Origin of the sequence: Halomonas sp. 141 (assembly GCF_002810305.1) — a bacterium.
GTDB classification, from domain to species: domain Bacteria; phylum Pseudomonadota; class Gammaproteobacteria; order Pseudomonadales; family Halomonadaceae; genus Vreelandella; species Vreelandella stevensii.
In genome coordinates this window covers 77,453-94,582 of the sequence record NZ_PINZ01000003.1, presented here as the reverse complement: position 1 = coordinate 94,582, position 17,130 = coordinate 77,453, and the positions used below count along the sequence as shown (strand labels likewise).

Below are 17,130 nucleotides of genomic sequence, written 5' to 3'. Positions count from 1 at the left end.
ATTGTCGAATATTTGCATATTTCGACGGAAGTATGTTTTGTGTATGGATATACAGTCTATTCACCCCTGCCTCCTTGGGGTATGGTTCCCGAGTTTGCTCACTTTCTTGTTACGTTTACTTCACAAATTCGGCGGTCTATTTACCCATGTTGCGAATCCTCCATTCGCTGCCCCGCACGCATAAATTGTTACTATTACCAGTGGCCACCATGGTCACTGTGCTGGGCGCACAAAAGCTGGTGACGACGTATAACAACCTGAATCAACCACACACACCGCTGGAGAGCGTACTTGTTCCTCTCCCCAGCGACTCTGCTCCTGGTGTCCCCTCGCTGCGGCAAGAGCGAACGCCTGTTGCAGAAGCGATCGATCGCGCCTCCCGCGCCCTCGACGCCACCCGTGACCATATTCCCCTCAGCGAATTGGCAGCAACCGAGATCGTCGACCTCGACGTGATCACCAGCGCCGAAGCCTCCATGGCCAGCGTGCCTCCCCTGGCCGTTGCGCTCGATGACGGCGCGCTGCACATGGCCGTGATCGTGGGCACTCTTGCAAGCGGCATGCTCAATACCGACCCGACCGTCGACATTGCTGATGCTACTTCCTACGAAGATTACGATATCGAGCTGTTCGACGATATTTCCTTTCTCGAGCTCGAGCTGGCCGCTGAAGAGCCCTTCGTGCCCGAGTGGCAGACGCATATCGTCGAGTCTGGTGAAACCTTTGCCGTGGTTGCTCAGAACGAGCTGGGGCTAGGCTACAGCGAAGTACTGGCGCTGCTGGAAGACATGCCCGACCAGCGCCTGCTGACCAACTGGCGCGCCGGCAACAGCTTCGATTACCAGCTGGATGAAGAAGGCCGACTGCTGTCGCTGCGCATGATGCGCAACACCCGCGACGGCATTTTGCTGGAACGAGACAGCGAACACTTTGCCATCACCACCATCGAACGCCAGGGCGAGCCGGTACAGCGGCTTTACGCAGGCAGCGTGAGCGGCAGCTTTGCACGCTCTGCCCAGGCTACCGGCCTGAGCAGCAGCTCGGTCACCGAGCTGACCCGCCTGTTGGAGAAGAAACTCGATTTCCGTCGCGACAGCCGCCGGGGGGATCAGTTTCAGGTGTTGGTCGAGTCTGACATGATCGATGGCGAAACGCTGGATTCACGGGTGCTGGCGGTCAAATATGACGGCGAGCGCATGGATTTGACCGTGGTGCGCAACCCCTCTGACGACAACTTCTATACCCCGGAAGGCAACAGCCTGGACCCGGCCTTTGCCCGCCGTCCGTTCGAAGGCAACTATCGCCTGAGCTCTAATTTCAACCCGCGCCGCCTTCACCCGGTGACAGGGCGGGTCAGCCCGCATAACGGCACCGACTTTGCGATGCCGATCGGCACCCCTATCATCGCGCCGGCCAATGGACGTGTGGAGCGCGTGGGCAATCACCACGCGGCAGGACGCTATATCGTGATTCGCCATGATAACGGCTACCGCACGCGCTACCTGCACCTTTCGCAGCCGATGGTGAGCCAGGGCCAGCGTGTCGACATGGGTGAGCGCATTGCCCTTTCCGGCAATACGGGCCGCAGTACCGGCCCTCACCTGCATTATGAGGTCATCGTCAACAATTCGCCGGTCAACGCCATGACCGTCGAGCTGCCTGAAAACACCAGCCTGAGTGGCGATACTCTGATCGCCTTCCAACGTCAGGCCGAACCGGTCCTGGCGGTACTGGAGAGTGGCGAGACAGGCATCATCAGCGTGGCTAGCAACCAGAGCAGTGGCGACGATAGCGACACCGTTCAGTAGCTCATCGTGATACGTCGTTCGACAGGCCGCCCCAAGGGGCGGCCTGTCGCATAGGTAGCATACGTGGAAGAGGGAATCAGGCGTCGCGTGCGGATAGCGCCGATAGCAGTGCCGGGTCTCGGCGGTAGATATCATCTCGAAACTCTACCTCCCCCTGGGCATTGGGCCACGCGGTGAGGTAGTGCAGTGCTACGGGAATGCGCTGGGGCAGGTTGACGTTCTGATCGCTGCGCCCACTGTTCATCAGCGCATTGAGCTGATGACGACTGCCACTATCCTGTAGCAGCATCTGAGCGAACTCCGCCACGCCTTCCACCCTGACGCAGCCGGAGCTCAAGGCCCGTTGCTCCCGCTGAAATAATCCGCGCGCCGGGGTGTCGTGCAAGTAAATCATGTCATTATTGGGAAAGCGTACCACGACCCTCCCGAGAGGGTTACGGCTCCCCGCCACCTGACGCAGCATAACGCCTCCAGGGCGCTGCCAATCGATGCTCTGCGCATCCAGCGCTTCCCCTGAGGGGCTCAACACCTGAATGTTCTGCTGGGCCAGATAACCGATATCCTCACGTACCCGTGGCAACACGTCTTCCCGCATGATGGTAGGCGGTATGGTCCAGCTGGGGTTGATGGTCAGGTGGCTGATCGTGGAGTGAATGACCGGCGTTTCACGCCGCGGCGTGCCAACGACCACTCGTGCATCCCACTGCTGGCCATCAGGACGCAAGTAATGCAGCCGGTAGTCCGCAATATCGACCCACACCCGAGGCTCACGCTGCAAGGCGGGGCGTATCCAGCGCGCACGCTCCAGGTTGACCCGCAGCTGGTCGACCCGTGAAGCCACCGGCATGTTCAGCGCCAGCCGGGTGCGCTCCCCGACGATGCCATCTTCCTGCAACTGGTGGCGGCGTTGAAAATGCTTCACTGCTTGTACCAGGGTGTCATCGAACAGCTGCTGGTCGCGCGGCGCCCCCTGTACGCCAATCATTGGATAGGCGCTACTGTCGGCACCCAACAGCCCCGAGGCGCCCCACAGGGTCAGCCGTTGGCGCAGCGTGACCACATCAGCGTCGCGGTCGCCAGGCCGCAGCGAGGCTTCTCTACCGGACAGGTAAGGAACGCTGCCTTGCTCGGCCAATTGACGGTAGGCACTCAATGCCTGGCGTAACTGGGCATACTCGGGTGAGCTGGGCCGGGCCATGGCCAGCGCCGATTCCACATCGTGACGCTCCACGGCGCTCAGCACACGAGGCAGCGCGTAACTGCGCTCTGGGCGTGAAGCGTCCCAGCCAGGTTCCACCTGACGAGGATTGACCTTGCCTGACGATAGATGCTCCAGCGCCAGCAGCAGAGCCCGAGTGGCATCGACATCGAAGCGTGCCTGGGCGGCAGCGTCCCATTCGCGGCTGGCACGGAACTCCTCCAGCAGCGTCGTCGCGCGGTAATCTTCGGGGCTCAGGCCATCATCCAGCAGGCCGTTCAACCCCTCCACCAGAGCTTTCACACGGGCTTCATCCTGCCAAACCGGTTGCCCGCCATTGAGCTGATAAAACGCTGCCACCGGCAGCGACTCCCCTGCCCGCTCAACCTGCTGTGACAAGGCTTGTTGCATGCCAGGAGGAGCAGGCTCCGTAGCCACCGCCAGCAAGGGGCCAGACAGGACAAGTCCAACCAGGGCGCCTATCGCCCATTGTCTTAGTCGCAGATGATCGTTCATCGCCTCTCCTTGCGTTATGATGCAGCGCTGTACGGCGCTGATGCCCAATGATATCGGCAGTTCCCGTTACCGGCCGAATAGCCTGACACTTTACTTCAGCATAGCTGCTTGCGCCTGTTCATGGTCATTTCTAGTGGGGACTTATCGCACCTTTGGCAGGATGACACTCGATGCTCTCACCCTTGTATACTCGTTTTCGCTCCGATATCCCCCGATTATTGACCCTGATGACCGCCACGAGCCTGTGGCTTGGCGCCTCTCCACTCCAGGCTGCCAGCTTTTATGCCCAGGTCTCTTCCCTGCCCCCCATCGGTGTGTCGCCCCTTCATCATCAGTTACAACAACTGGCGCCTGGCGCCTCCGGTGAGGCGCTCCGTCTGGCCGCGCAGGCCATCGCTTGTGCCGACCCCTACGCCGAGCGCCTGGCGGTCATCGACTACTCGCTGCCCTCCACAGAGCCTCGCCTGTGGGTCTTCGACCTGCACCAGCACGCGTTGCTGTTCGAAGAGCTGGTGTCCCATGGCCGAGGGTCGGGTGATGCCGTCGCAGAAGTGTTTTCGAACGTCCCCGAAAGTTTTCAATCCAGCATTGGACTGTTTCGCACCATGAACAGCTATTACGGGCGCAATGGCTACTCACTGCGTCTGGAGGGTCTGGAGCCAGAGGTGAACGACCTCGCTTTTCAACGCGCCATCGTGATTCATGGGGCGGAGTATGTAAGCGAAGAGTTCATCGCCCAGACGGGGCGACTGGGGCGAAGCCATGGCTGCCCTGCCGTTCGCGAAGACATCACTTACCCGCTTATCGACAGCCTCAAGGAAGAGCAGTACGTGTTTGCCTACTACCCCGATGAAGAGTGGCTAGCGACCTCTTCCTTCCTGCGCTGTGGCCAGGATGAGCATCTGCAGCTCGCGCAGATGAGATAATGGCGTGATAGTGATCACCGCCAGCACCGCCACCATACCCGTGTTACCGAACGTGCTCATTTATGCCATGCTTAAGGGCACGTTATTAGCCACTTTGGGAAGGATCACATGGCATCAGCAAAAAAACTCGACCTGGCGCTTCAGGGCGGCGGAGCCCACGGCGCTTACACATGGGGCGTGCTGGACCGCCTGCTGGAAGATGACCGAATCGACATCGAGGGCATCAGCGGCACCAGCGCGGGGGCCATGAATGGCGTCGTCATGGCCGACGCGCTGACTCGCGGCGGCAAGGAGACGGCTCGGCAAGCGTTGCGGGATTTCTGGAAAGCCGTCAGCCGGGCGGGCATGGCGAGCCCCATCCGCCGCTCCCCCATGGACGTACTGACCGGCAACTGGAGCCTGGATCATTCACCGGGCTATGTCGCCATGGACCTGATGACTCGCCTGGTCTCCCCTTATCAGCTCAACCCACTGAACCTGAACCCCTTGCGAGACATCGTGGCGTCGCATATCGACTTCGACCGCGTGCGCCAGTGCGACCAGCTGAAACTCTTCGTCGCGGCGACCAACGTCCGTACCGGCAAGCAACGCGTGTTTCGTCGTGAAGAGATGAGCGTCGATGCCGTCATGGCGTCGGCATGCCTGCCGTTCATGTTTCAGGCCGTCGAAATAGACGGCGAAGCCTTTTGGGATGGCGGCTACATGGGTAACCCCGCACTGTTTCCCTTGATGGAAGAGTGCAGCGCGCGCGACATACTGCTGGTACAAATCAACCCCATCCGCCGCGATGAGCTGCCCACCACGGCCTCGGCCATCATGAACCGGCTGAACGAGATCACCTTCAACGCTGCGCTGATCAAGGAAGTCCGCATGATTGCCTTGCTCAAGCATGCACTGGAGGAGCAAGGCATCGAAAACTGCTACCAGCAGGCTCTGTTTCATCGCATCAGTGGCGACAAGGCACTGGAGAGCCTGTCGGTATCCAGTAAGCTCAATGCCGAATGGCCGTTCCTGTGCCACCTGTTCGACCAGGGCAAAGCGGCTGCAGAGCTGTGGCTCAACGAGCACTTCGAGGCGATTGGTGAGCGCTCGACGCTGGATATCGATGCCGTGTACCTGCATGGCTAACCCCTCAATACCCAGCACCCTCTGATATTGCGCCAACTTGGCGCACTCGACTCGGCGCTACTGCCCCAATCGAGTGCGCCCCTGCTCCCTCCCCTTGGCACCACACCCCCAGCGCCCCCATCGTTATTCATTAAATCAATGTTTTATATTTAAAAAATGGCTAGTGGCGAATTATTTGCTTGGTGATTTCCAGTGTTATAGGCGTGGACCAGGCCCAGCCGGGTACGAGTGCGTCGAACCTGACCTTCAACGATGAAGGCGTGTTCCCGTCTCTGTGCAGTGCCCTTGGCGTTGTGCGTTGACGAACTCGTTCCATGCTACCCGAGGCCACCCATGAACATCCGCCACAAAGCCAATCGTATTCGGCTGCTCGATTTCTCCACGCCACAGATGCGGGCATTCCACATGTCCTGGTTTGCCTTTCATATCTGTTTTTTTGGCTGGTTCGGCATCGCCCCGCTGATGGCTGTCGTACGTGAAGACCTGTCTCTGACGCAAACCCAAATCGGCAACACCATCATTGCTTCCGTGGCGATCACCGTGGTGGTCAGGCTACTGATCGGGGTGCTCTGCGACCGCATCGGGCCGCGCAAGACCTATACGGGACTGCTGCTGTTGGGCTCCATTCCCGTCATGGGGATCAGCCTGGCCAACAGCTTTGAAACCTTTCTGCTGGCTCGTCTGGCCATTGGCGCCATTGGCGCCTCGTTCGTCATTACCCAGTACCACACCACCATGATGTTCGCCCCCAATGTGGTGGGCACCGCCAACGCCACCAGCGCCGGATGGGGTAACCTGGGGGGCGGTACGACGCAAATCCTGATGCCGCTCATCTTCTCCGGAATACTCATGCTGGGCGTCAACGAAGCGCTGGGCTGGCGGCTTGCCATGCTGGTGCCAGGGGTCGTGCTGTTTTTGACGGGTATCGCTTATTGGTACTTTACCCAGGATGCCCCGGATGGCAATTTCAGCGAGCTGCGCGCCCGCGGCGAGCTACCGGAAGCCAGCGGCGAGTATGGCGCCGCGCAGAGCTTCATGGCTGCCGCCAAGGATATTCGTGTCTGGGCGCTGTTTGTAGTGTACGGGCTCTGCTTCGGGGTAGAGCTGACCATCAACAACATCGCCGCCATCTATTTTTTCGATACCTTTGATCTCACTCTGGCCACGGCAGGGCTCATTGCGGGCCTGTTCGGGCTGATGAATATCTTTGCCCGCACCCTGGGCGGCGTCTTTTCCGATCTGTTCGCCAAACAGGCGGGCCTCAAGGGGCGTGTGCGCTGGCTCTTCATTGCTCTGATCTGCGAAGGCATCGCGCTGATTGCGTTTTCGCAGATGCACGTGCTCAGCATGGCGATTGGCATCATGCTGGTGTTCAGCCTGTTCGTGCAGATGGCGGAAGGTGCCACTTACGGGGTCGTCCCCTTCATCAACAAGAAAGCGCTGGGAGCCGTGGCCGGTATCGTTGGCGCTGGGGGCAACATTGGTGCCGTCTCCGCCGCGTTCTTGTTTCGTAATGAAAGCCTCAGCTACCAGCAAGGGCTCTTTTATCTAGGCATTACCGTACTGCTGCTGGCTTCTTGCGTGTTGGTGGTACGCTTCAGCGATGCCACCGAGGCCGAGGAAGCCAAGGCCTACCGTGAGGCCGCCGGTGATCGTCATGAACAGGGCGCTCTCTCTTTACGCTAGCAGTTAAGCAGGCGCGTCTCTGGTCATCCAGTGAGGCGCCGTCTTTTCAGGCGGCGAGTAACAAGGAACTACTATGTCTTCTGCCCAACAGCTACTCTTGACCGCGCTGCGCTGTGATATCGACAACCTTCATCATTTGGCCACCACCGCCGATATCGTCAGCGATATCAGTCAGTTCATTCACGTTCTGCAGCGCGAACGGGGCGCTTCGACCATTTATCTGGCTTCCCAGGGGAAGCGCTTCAAGGCACGCCGCGCCACCTACCTCGAACATAGCCAAAGTGCCGAGGCGGCCATGCGCCAGCGGCTGGAAACGTTGGGCCAGGAAGTTCGCTCACAGGCAGCCGCCAGGCTGCTTCGCCGCATAGCGGGTGTGTGGCAAGCCCTGGATGAACTTCCGGCGCTGCGCCGCGCCATCGATCAGTTCACGATTTCGCCTGATGCGGCCACGCAGGCGTTCAACCACTTGATCAGCGGGTTGCTGGCCATCGTTTTCGAAGCCGCCGACACCGCCATAGACCCCGATATTACGCGGGCACTGGTAGCTATCTTCCACCTGATGCAGGGCAAGGAGCTGGCCGGGCAAGAGCGCGCCTGCGGCGCCTTTGGGTTTACGCTGGGGCACTTCGATGACGCGCACCGTGAACTGCTCAACCAGCTGATGGCCGCGCAGCAGCGCTGTTTCGACACCTTTGCCGAATTTGCCGCCGCCGAGGCGCTGGCCGCCTGGCAGCAGGCGCTTTCGCCCAGGACCTTGGCGGGCATCCGCGAGCTTCGCGATATCGCCTGCCAGCGTGCCAACGCGCCCATGGGCGTCAGCGACTCGCTGGGCGAAACCTGGTACGAACTCACCACGCTGCGGCTGGATACCATCAAGGCGGTGGAAGATACGCTCAACACGCAGCTGACCGCCCTGTGCCATCTCAAAATCGCCGAGGCCCGCAGGGCCCTGGAACACGCCACCAGCACCCCGGGCCATCCGCTGCCTGCCCCCTGCGAACAGCTGCTCATGCTGGCACCTTCGCACCCCTTGGGCGACCTGACGGCCAGCGCGCTTCACTCGCCGCTCAGCCGGTCGCTGATCGAGCTGGCGCAAGCTCAGTCCAGCCGACTGCAGGGCTTGAGCGACGAGCTGGAAAATACCCGCAAGGCCCTGCGAGAACGAAAGCTGATCGAGCGTGCCAAGGGGCTGATCATGGCCCACCAGGGCATGAGCGAAGAGGAGGCGTACCGCTTTCTCCGCAAGACCTCCATGGACCAGAGCCGTAGCATGGCCGACATGGCCCAGTCGATTCTCGACCTTTCCGCGATGCTGCAGCGTAAAGATGACAAGCGCCAGCGCCATTGATGGCCCTCTGGCACCTTGCAATTTGCCAGGGGCACCCGCATAAACGGTGTATTCGAAAGCGTGCTAATAAATCAAGCCGCTTGACCATGACCGTTTAAGCAGGTGTCACCATGAGCCAACTTGCCAACACTGCGCTGTCTGTTCTGGACCTGGCGCCCATTCGTCAAGGCGGCAGTGTCGCCGAGACCTTTCAAGACAGCGTGGCCCTGGCCCAGCACACGGAGCGGCTGGGCTACCAGCGCTACTGGCTGGCCGAGCATCACAATATTGCGGGTATCGCCAGCGCCGCCACGGCCGTGCTGATTGGCCACGTGGCAGGGCAAACGTCCACCATTCGCGTTGGCAGCGGCGGCATCATGCTGCCCAACCACCCCCCACTGGTGGTGGCCGAGCAGTTCGGCACCCTGGAGACGCTCTACCCCGGCCGGATCGACCTGGGGCTGGGCCGTGCCCCTGGCTCGGATGGCGCGACCATGCGTGCCCTGCGGCGGCACGCCCAGTCGGGTGTCGATGACTTTCCAGAACAGCTGGAAGAGCTGCGCCGCTACCTGGGCGAAGCCCAGCCCCAGCAAACCGTCAAGGCCGTGCCGGGCCAGGGCACCCATGTGCCCATCTGGCTGCTCGGGTCCAGTGGCTACAGCGCCCAATTGGCCGCCAGGCTAGGGCTCCCCTTCGCCTTTGCTGCGCAGTTTGCGCCGGGCTATCTCTTCGAAGCGCTGCGCCTGTACCGCGACCAATTCCAGCCCTCCGAGCATCTGGCGGAACCCTATGCCATGGTAGGATTACCCGTGATAGCGGCCGACAGCGACGACCTGGCCCTCTATCTGGCCACGACTGCCCAGCAGAAGTTTCTCAATTTGATTCGCGGCCGTCCGACGCAGTCACAACCCCCGGTCGATCATCTGGACTGGAGCCCCATGGAGCGCGCCCAGGTCGCCCAGTTTCTTGGCGCGGCCATCATCGGTGGCCCTGAAACGGTCAAGGAGCAGCTGGCCGACTTCCAGGCACGTACCGAGGCCAACGAGCTGATGATCAACAGTGACTTCTATCAGCACGCGGACCGCCTGCGCAGTTATGAGATCGTCGCGTCAGTCGTCAAGGACGCCTGACACGTTCACCTGGTGACCTTCAGCCTTTGGCAATCAAGAAAGCACCTGCCGCCAGCATCAAGGAACCTGCTGTGCGGTTGGTGCCCTTCTGGGCGCGTTCGGACTGGAAAAAGCGCCGTGCCGACGAGGCAAACGACGCCACCAGCATCAGCCCCATCATCAAGCCCACTAGGGTAAGCCCAACCACCAGCAGCATGTCGCCATGGTTCAGCGTGGTCAGGTCAATGAAGGTGGGTAGAAACGCGACATAAAACAGGATGACCTTCGGGTTGGAGGCCGAGATCAGGACCCCTTGGGTAAGCCCCTTGAGGGCCTCACGAGCGGATGTGGCCGCCACGGGCGTACCGCCTTCCAGGCGCGGGGGCGTGACGCTGGCCGTCCACATTTTCCAGCCCAGATAAAACAGGTAAGCCGCGCCCACATAGCGCAACACGGTGAAGGCTTCACCCCAGTTTTCTGCCAAGGCAGCCAGCCCATAGAAGGCCAGCATCAGATAGATGACATCACTCACGGTCATGCCCACAGCCAGCGGCCAGCAGGCGCGCACGCCTTGGGACATCCCCTTGGCCAGCAGCGCAAAGATACCGGGGCCAGGAGTAATGGCGAAGACGAAGATCGCCACGAAATAGGTCAGGGCACTCTCGAGGGTCATGTGACGGCTCCCCATCTTTCGGTTGACGCTTTCAGGCATCCGCTTATGCTAGCGTATGCCATGTCTTGTATGCAGGAATACTCATGCAGCGTTTTGCATTTACCCCGATGACCCGCGACGATTTCGCCCTGTTCTGGCCAACGTTCCAGAGTATTGTAGCGGCACAGGAAACGTACGCGATAGACCCCGACATCACCTTTGATGATGCCTACCATCTATGGTGTACGCTGCCGCTGCACAGCCTGGCCGTCAAGGACGAGCAAGGTCAACTGCTGGGGGCTTATTACCTCAAGGCCAATGCCGCAGGCCCCGGCAAGCATGTCTGCAACTGCGGCTATATGGTGACACCCCATGCACGCGGCAAAGGCGTGGCCCGCGCCATGTGCGAACACTCTCAGGTACTGGCCGGTGACGCTGGCTTCGAGGCGATGCAGTTCAATGCCGTCGTGGCCAGCAATCACGTTGCGGTCACCCTGTGGCAGCGGCTGGGATTTGCCATTGTCGGCACCGTACCCCAGGCGTTTCGCCATCCGTCGCTGGGACTGGTGGACACCTACGTCATGCACAAATCTCTCAACAAGTGACTCGTAGTGAATGCTTACATAGCGCATTGAGGCCATGACCGGCAGACATCACTACTCACGGCTGATTACCGATACGTTTCGTAATGCTCTCGCTGTGGTCGCCAGGCTGGGCGGCGATGAGTTCCTCATGGTTATCAAGAGCACGCCAGAAAATAGTCACTCTCTAGCCGAGGAAGTAAGCCAGCGCTTACTCACTCAAATCGCACTGCCTATCGAATTGCCCGGCAACATGACCGCCCAAGTCGGTTGCAGCCTTGGCGCTGCGGTGTGGCCCGAGCATGGCATGGACATTCAACAGGTCATACGCCATGCCGACAGCGCGCTGTATCAGGCCAAGCATCAGGGCAAACATCGCCTGGTCATTTATCGACCTGACCAGCAAAACAGCGCTGCCACTGCCGCTCCAGCGCATCCTGGCCCATCTCGGTGAGGTAAGTGATGTTGCGCTCAGGAATGATCGAGGTGTCGCCGTAGAACTCGATGGCTTTTTCCACACTGGCTTCGCGTAATACGTGGATCATCGGGTGCGGCGAACGGTTGGAGTAGTTGGCGGCCTCGTCAGGGTCAGCATCGGCGAAGCAGTAATCGGGGTGAAACGTCGCCAATTGATACACGCCCTCATAGCCCAGCTGTTCCAATAGCTGTTCCGCCAGTTCCACGAAGTCCAGATAGTGGTCGAAGCTTTTGAACAACGTGGGAAACACCAGCAGGCTGGTTTCTGCCTCTGGATGGGCATCCAGCCACTCGAACTCGGCGACCAGCTCCTCCAGCGCAATATCCACCTTTTTGGAGCGCACGACTTCCACACGCACCGCCTCGCGCTCCAATTCACGCTTGGCAAAGGGGCAGATATTGTGCCCGACGATGAAGTTGGCCACCCAAGTGAGCGTCTGGGCAACGACCAGGGCATCGTCAGCGTGATGCGAAGCAGAGGAAGCGGTATCCATAAAGCTATTCCTAAAAACGATTACTAAAAACGATCCTTAACACTCTTTTGGAACCCAGCCATCAGGCATGCTGGTGGTACCGCGCCAGCGCGACTTCGTAGGATTTTTGGATATGGTCGTCCATTAATGCCCGCGCAGCAACCGCATCTCGTTTCAGGGCAAGCTCTACCAGCTGATGGTGCTGATCGTCCAGTTCCTGACGAACGGTGGGCATTTTCGGGCCTAGCCGACGGTAGCGATCGAACTGGTCGTGCAACTGCTCGATGAAGCGCAGCAGCCACACCGAACCGCAGGGCGCCACCAGCGTACGATGAAACTGGGTGTGCAGCCGTTCCCACTCTTCTACCTTGTCCAGTGTAAGGTCGGCCCGCTTGAGGCGGTGTGCCGCCGCCAGTAGATCGGCTTCCCATACCGCATCTCCGTGGGCAATGGCACGCTCCAGCGCCATGCCTTCGAGCTCGGTGCGCATCCGAGCAATGTCGTCCAGCTCTTCTCGGGAGAGCTTGGGCACTCTGAAACCACGCTGATTCTCCTGAATCAGCAGGCCATAGGCTGCCAGCTTGTTCAAGGCTTCACGTAGTGGGCTCAGCCCCACCTGATACTGCTCCTTGAGCGCATTGATGGCCAGCTTCTCCCCTGCCGCAAAACGCCCCGCGACCAAATCACGGCGCAAAACGTCGTAAATGGAGCCAGGCACTTTCTCTGCGGAGAGCTGAATATGTTTGTTCATTACCGAGTCCTCAGGCAGGTTTTTCTCTGCATCGGTTGGCGGAGATGAAGAGACCAAGTGTTGACGCCCCTCGACAGGCTCGCCTATATTCTATTTTAGACAAGATAATCGATTTTTTAACCCATAAACGATCAAAGAGTCATCCGCATGCCATTCACCCCCGCTTCGGCCTTTGCCACGCCGTCCTCGAAGACGTTTACACAGGCGTTCGACACATGAAACAAACCGCGCTCTTCTGGGCTTTTTTCAGGGTGGGCATTTTTGGCTTTGGCGGTGGCCCTGCCATGATACCGCTGGTGCATGCAGAAGTCGTGACACGCCATCAGTGGCTCACCGACGAGGAGTTTGCCGATGTGCTGGCGATTGGCAATACCCTGCCGGGGCCCATCGCCACCAAAATGCCAGGCTACATTGGCTACCGCGTGGCGGGTATCAGTGGGTGCGTGCTCTCCGTGCTGGCGGTGGTGTTGCCCATGCTGATCGCCATGGTCGTGATGCTGGGTGCTTTCAGTCGCTATCGCGACATTGGCTGGATACAGGGCATGGGGCAGGCCGTGATCCCGGTGGTGATGGTCATGATGGGCCAGCTCACCTGGGATTTCTTCGATAAATCACGCGCCGCGCTGGGCTGGCTGGTCAGTATTGTCATGGCCGTTGTCGCGGGTGGCGTCATCTACTGGCTTGGCGTTCACCCAGGCTTTGTCATCGGCGCCATTCTGCTGGCAGCGCTGCTGCGGCCAAACCGTCAAGCGCGCTCGAAGGAGGCCGCATGATCTACTGGGAGCTGTTTCTGGCGTTCTTTATTCCCAACATCGTGGGTTACGGTGGCGGGCCAGCCATCATCCCGCTCATCGAGGCAGAAGTGGTTGGCCGCTACGGCTGGATGAGTTCGCAGGGGTTTGCCGAAACCCTGGCCCTGGGGAACGCGCTTCCCAGCCCTATCGCCACCAAGATGGCGGGCTATATCGGCTATGAAGTCGCCGGCTTGGGAGGCGCCGCCGTGGCCGTGGCCGCGACAGTGGTTCCTTCCCTGCTGCTGATGATCGGAGCACTGGGGCTGCTCTACCGCCACCGTGAATCGCCCAGGGTCAAGCGCATGAGCCAGTGGGTACGCCCGGTCATTGCCATCATGATGGCGTGGCTCACGCTCAGTTTCCTGCTGGAAAGCACCGCCAGCAGCGGCATCGTTCACACCCTGATCATCGGTATCGTCGCGGCCATCGCCCTCGTGCGATTCAACACCCACCCCGCGTTCGTTGTCATCGGCGCACTGGTTTATGGAGGGCTCTTTCTGGGCTGATCTTGACGTTTCACTGCATACAACAAGAACCCGAAATGGGACCACGCGCTCACCCAGTCACTGCTGAAAAGCAGTGGCCCACCGCACCAACTCAATCAAAAAAGGTGTATCACATGACGCATTCGACACTTACTCTCAGCACTACCCTGGCAGCCATTGGCCTCAGCGCCAGCATGGCGTTCACTTCCAATGCCTTCGCCGACTACCCGGAGCAGGACATCCGGTTGGTCATCCCCTATGGCCCTGGCGGCGCCACGGACATCATTTTCCGGTTGATTTCCCAGGAGGCTGAACAGCACCTGGGCACATCCATAGTCCCCATGAACATGGCTGGCGCAGGCGCGACGCTGGGTTCGCGTAACGTCAAGGATGCCACGCCTAACGGCTATACCCTGCTGGGTAGCCATGACGCCATTGCCCTTTCCAAGCTGGCAGGAATGGTCGACTACTCTTACGATGCCTTCGAACCGATTGCCCTGCTGACGCAAACCATCAACATCCCCACGACCTATGCCGGGCACCCGGTGGAAAGCGCTGCCGATATCGCCGAATACGTGCGTGAGAATCCGGGCCAGGTGCGCTTCAGCATGATCCCCAGCTCGACGGACCACTTTTTCTGGGCACAATTTTTCCAGGAGGCCGGGATCGATATGGCCGATATCCGCCTGGTGGGCTACCCGGATACCGGCGAGCAGGTTTCTGCGCTGATGGCCCAGGAGATCGACTTCGCCATGTTCAATCTTCCGTCCGGGGGCGCCTTCTACCAGGACGGCACCTTTGTGCCGCTAGGCATCGCTCACCCCGAGCGGCTGGACAGCTTGCCTGACGTCGCCACCCTGCGAGAACAGGGCATCGACATGGACCACTCCACCAGCCGCGGCATTTTTGCGCCCAAAGGCACCCCACAGGAAATCCTCGACACGGTGGCTGCCGCATACGGCCAAGCGCTAGAAAACGAACAAGTGCAGAGTCGTATCGAGAATGAATTCGGGTCTGTGGTTCGCTTCCTGGCAGGAGACGACTATCAAGCGTTTTTGACGGAAAACGAGGCAGCGCTATCTGCGGCAGCTGAAAACATCGATTTTCAGAACTGATCGATTCGCAGAGAGCTGCTTCATCACGTACTGACGCTTTATTGGTCTCACTCTGTCATTGGCCCCTGCGGCAAGCACCCCAGGGGCCTGTGGAGGCATCGCTAATGTTAACGCTTACCAAAGACCGCGCACTGGCGCTGGCGCTGCTCTTGATCGTGGCTGTCATGTGGGTGGAGTCAAGTTCCATCAGGCCCCCCACCAGTTGGCAGCCCTATGGCTCAGCGCTCTTTCCGCGCATATTGCTGGTCACCATTGCCCTGCTGTCACTGGTGCTTCTGGTGCGCACCTTCTTTTCCCCTGCCACGCCGCCCCCTTCGTGGTCGGCAGCGGTCTCTCACTGGTTCAACCGGCGGAAATCGGTACTGGCACTTTTTGGGATCTTCGGGCTGTACGCCGCCCTGCTTCCCGTACTTGGGTACATCGTTGCCACGATGGGGTTCATGGTGGCCTCGCTGGCGCTGCTGCTAGGTATGGACTCGCGACGCAAGTGGCTGATCAATCTGGGGATCAGCGGCACGCTGGTACCGTTGGTCTATATCATTTTCCGCTATGGCCTCAAGGTCTGGCTCCCCTAACGGCGAGGCGTTCACATGAGTCACTTTTTTCTTCAGGCACTCGCCGAAGTCAGCAGCCCTTCCGTATTGGGGCTCATCGTACTTGGCGTTCTGTTTGGTATCGTCGGGGGAAGCATTCCCGGCTTTACAGTTACCATGGCCATCCTGGTGGTCTTTCCCTTCACGTTCGCCATGGACCCGGTCAGCGGGGTGTCATTGATGGTGGGCGTCTTCGTGGGTGGTTACTCAGGCGGCATCGTCTCGGGCGTCATGCTGGGCATTCCCGGTACGCCCTCCTCCATTACCACGGTTTACGATGGCTACCCCATGGCTCAGAAGGGGGAGCCTGGGCGGGCGCTGGGCATCGGGGTCATGGCCTCGTTTCTGGGTACCTTGATCAGTGTTGCCGTGCTGGTGTTCTTTGGCCCCTTGATTGCCAGCTACAGCATGAATTTCCGCCCCTGGGAGATCACGGCACTGATCGTGTTCGCCCTGACGCTGGTGGCAGGGCTCTCCAACGGCGCGCTATTGAAAGGCTTGCTGGCCGCGGCCATCGGGCTCTTGATCACGACCGTGGGCTATGACCGCAACAGCAATCTGCGTTTTGACTTCGGCATACCCGCCCTGGGGTCTGGCTTTGAAATGCTGCCGGTGATGATTGGCATCTTTGCCTTTTCTCAGTTGCTCGGCAATATCGAAAAAATGCGTGACTCTGGCAGCAGCGGGAAAAGCGTCGATACCAACGTCGCCATCCCCTATGGTCAGATCATGCGTGACATGGCGGGCCAGAAACTGAACACACTACGCTCGTCACTGATCGGCAGCCTGATTGGCGCGCTGCCGGGAACCGGTGGCACCGTGGCAAACTTCGTCAGCTATGATCAGGCCAAGAAATTTTCCCGCCAACCCGAAACCTTCGGCACCGGCACGCCTAGCGGAATTGTCGCGTCCGAAGCCTCCAACAGCGCCGTCGCTGGAGGCGCTTTCGTGCCTACCCTGGCGTTAGGCATTCCAGGCGACCTGCCCATGGCCATCATGATGGGAGTGCTCATTTTGCATGGCATAACGCCCGGCCCCATGATGTTCGAACAGAACCCGGTATTGGTCGGCGCCATTTACGCGGGGCTGTTGATCAGCGCCGTCGTCATGGTGCTGTGCAACCTGCTGCTGGTGCGCTGGTTCGCCAAGATTTCACTGATTCCCCAGCAAATTTTGGTGCCCGTCGTACTGATGCTATGCGCCATTGGCGCTTATGCCCTCAATAACAATCTGTTCGATATCTGGGTGCTGTTCATCTTTGGCGTGATTGGCTATCTGCTATGGAAGGCCGAGGTGCCGCTGACGCCCTTGATCCTCGGTGTCGTGCTGGGCAACAACCTGGAACGACAGCTGTTCAGAGCGCTGGAACTCGACCCTAACTGGCTGACGTTTTTGACACGCCCACTGTCGGCGCTGTTTCTTGCGCTAGCCGTCGCATCGGTGGTGTTTTCGCTCTACCAGGACCGCAAGGCCAAGCGCCTGAAACAGGCACCTGCATCTCATTGACTCTG

Annotated in this window: 17 protein-coding genes; 13 read left to right on the top strand and 4 right to left on the bottom strand. The window is 59.7% G+C overall.

The window, feature by feature from the left end; translation table 11 throughout:
• Positions 1-146 precede the first annotated feature (146 nt).
• Positions 147-1,808 carry a peptidoglycan DD-metalloendopeptidase family protein gene (locus CWI66_RS02690; protein WP_100730862.1) on the top strand — a complete coding sequence of 554 codons (1,662 nt, stop codon included), beginning with the start codon at positions 147-149 and terminating at the stop codon, positions 1,806-1,808.
• A gap of 76 nt (positions 1,809-1,884) precedes the next feature.
• Here the strand turns inward: CWI66_RS02690 and CWI66_RS02685 are convergent, their stop codons facing one another.
• On the bottom strand, positions 1,885-3,522 hold the full coding sequence (locus CWI66_RS02685; RefSeq protein WP_100730861.1) for a L,D-transpeptidase family protein: 1,638 nt from the start codon (positions 3,520-3,522) through the stop codon (positions 1,885-1,887).
• A 170-nt stretch (positions 3,523-3,692) separates the two neighbouring features.
• Between CWI66_RS02685 and CWI66_RS02680 the strand changes: the two genes are divergently transcribed.
• From CWI66_RS02680 to CWI66_RS02660, 5 genes are all read left to right on the top strand, one after another.
• A complete protein-coding gene (locus CWI66_RS02680; RefSeq protein ID WP_100730860.1) occupies positions 3,693-4,448 on the top strand; it encodes a murein L,D-transpeptidase catalytic domain family protein in 756 nt (251 codons plus the stop codon).
• Between the two features lie 108 nt (positions 4,449-4,556).
• Positions 4,557-5,576, top strand: a complete 1,020-nt coding sequence (locus CWI66_RS02675) for a patatin-like phospholipase family protein (RefSeq protein ID WP_100730859.1) — start codon at positions 4,557-4,559, stop codon at positions 5,574-5,576.
• Positions 5,577-5,909: 333 nt separating this feature from the next.
• Positions 5,910-7,262 carry a NarK family nitrate/nitrite MFS transporter gene (locus CWI66_RS02670; RefSeq protein WP_016914702.1) on the top strand — a complete coding sequence of 451 codons (1,353 nt, stop codon included), beginning with the start codon at positions 5,910-5,912 and terminating at the stop codon, positions 7,260-7,262.
• 73 nt (positions 7,263-7,335) lie between these two features.
• On the top strand, positions 7,336-8,610 hold the full coding sequence (locus CWI66_RS02665) for a nitrate regulatory protein (protein ID WP_100730858.1): 1,275 nt from the start codon (positions 7,336-7,338) through the stop codon (positions 8,608-8,610).
• 110 nt (positions 8,611-8,720) lie between these two features.
• Positions 8,721-9,719 (top strand): LLM class flavin-dependent oxidoreductase, encoded by a 999-nt coding sequence (locus tag CWI66_RS02660; protein WP_100730857.1) that lies wholly within the window; start codon positions 8,721-8,723, stop codon positions 9,717-9,719.
• A 19-nt stretch (positions 9,720-9,738) separates the two neighbouring features.
• Here CWI66_RS02660 and CWI66_RS02655 read toward each other — a convergent pair whose 3' ends face one another.
• A complete protein-coding gene (locus CWI66_RS02655) occupies positions 9,739-10,371 on the bottom strand; it encodes a LysE family translocator (protein WP_081195457.1) in 633 nt (210 codons plus the stop codon).
• Positions 10,372-10,454: 83 nt separating this feature from the next.
• On the opposite strand from CWI66_RS02655, the gene CWI66_RS02650 reads away from it, so the two are divergent.
• Both CWI66_RS02650 and CWI66_RS02645 read left to right on the top strand, forming a co-directional pair.
• Entirely contained in the window at positions 10,455-10,955 is a 501-nt protein-coding gene (locus CWI66_RS02650; protein WP_081137752.1) for a GNAT family N-acetyltransferase, read from the top strand.
• Positions 10,956-10,989: 34 nt separating this feature from the next.
• A complete protein-coding gene (locus tag CWI66_RS02645) occupies positions 10,990-11,385 on the top strand; it encodes a GGDEF domain-containing protein (RefSeq protein ID WP_232710711.1) in 396 nt (131 codons plus the stop codon).
• Here the strand turns inward: CWI66_RS02645 and CWI66_RS02640 are convergent.
• Together CWI66_RS02640 and CWI66_RS02635 are read right to left on the bottom strand one after the other, a co-directional pair.
• Entirely contained in the window at positions 11,315-11,902 is a 588-nt protein-coding gene (locus tag CWI66_RS02640; RefSeq protein ID WP_100730856.1) for a DUF1415 domain-containing protein, read from the bottom strand. The genes CWI66_RS02645 and CWI66_RS02640 overlap by 71 nt on opposite strands.
• 61 nt (positions 11,903-11,963) lie before the next feature.
• Entirely contained in the window at positions 11,964-12,632 is a 669-nt protein-coding gene (locus CWI66_RS02635; RefSeq protein WP_081195451.1) for a GntR family transcriptional regulator, read from the bottom strand.
• Positions 12,633-12,847: 215 nt separating this feature from the next.
• Between CWI66_RS02635 and CWI66_RS02630 the strand changes: the two genes are divergently transcribed.
• The 5 genes from CWI66_RS02630 to CWI66_RS02610 all read left to right on the top strand — a co-directional run bounded on the left by CWI66_RS02630 (position 12,848) and on the right by CWI66_RS02610 (position 17,125).
• The gene (locus tag CWI66_RS02630) at positions 12,848-13,405 is read left to right on the top strand and encodes a chromate transporter (RefSeq protein ID WP_081137758.1); all 558 of its coding nucleotides are present in this window, start codon (positions 12,848-12,850) and stop codon (positions 13,403-13,405) included.
• Positions 13,402-13,932: a chromate transporter gene (locus CWI66_RS02625; protein WP_039176834.1), complete on the top strand. Its 531-nt coding sequence runs from the start codon at positions 13,402-13,404 to the stop codon at positions 13,930-13,932. Before CWI66_RS02630 ends, CWI66_RS02625 begins: the two co-directional genes overlap by 4 nt.
• Positions 13,933-14,045: 113 nt before the next feature.
• Positions 14,046-15,026, top strand: coding sequence for a Bug family tripartite tricarboxylate transporter substrate binding protein (locus tag CWI66_RS02620; protein ID WP_232710709.1), 981 nt, complete (start codon positions 14,046-14,048; stop codon positions 15,024-15,026).
• A 104-nt stretch (positions 15,027-15,130) separates the two neighbouring features.
• Positions 15,131-15,601 carry a tripartite tricarboxylate transporter TctB family protein gene (locus CWI66_RS02615; RefSeq protein WP_039176840.1) on the top strand — a complete coding sequence of 157 codons (471 nt, stop codon included), beginning with the start codon at positions 15,131-15,133 and terminating at the stop codon, positions 15,599-15,601.
• A 15-nt stretch (positions 15,602-15,616) separates the two neighbouring features.
• Positions 15,617-17,125: a tripartite tricarboxylate transporter permease gene (locus tag CWI66_RS02610; protein WP_100730855.1), complete on the top strand. Its 1,509-nt coding sequence runs from the start codon at positions 15,617-15,619 to the stop codon at positions 17,123-17,125.
• The last annotated feature ends 5 nt before the right edge of the window (positions 17,126-17,130 follow it).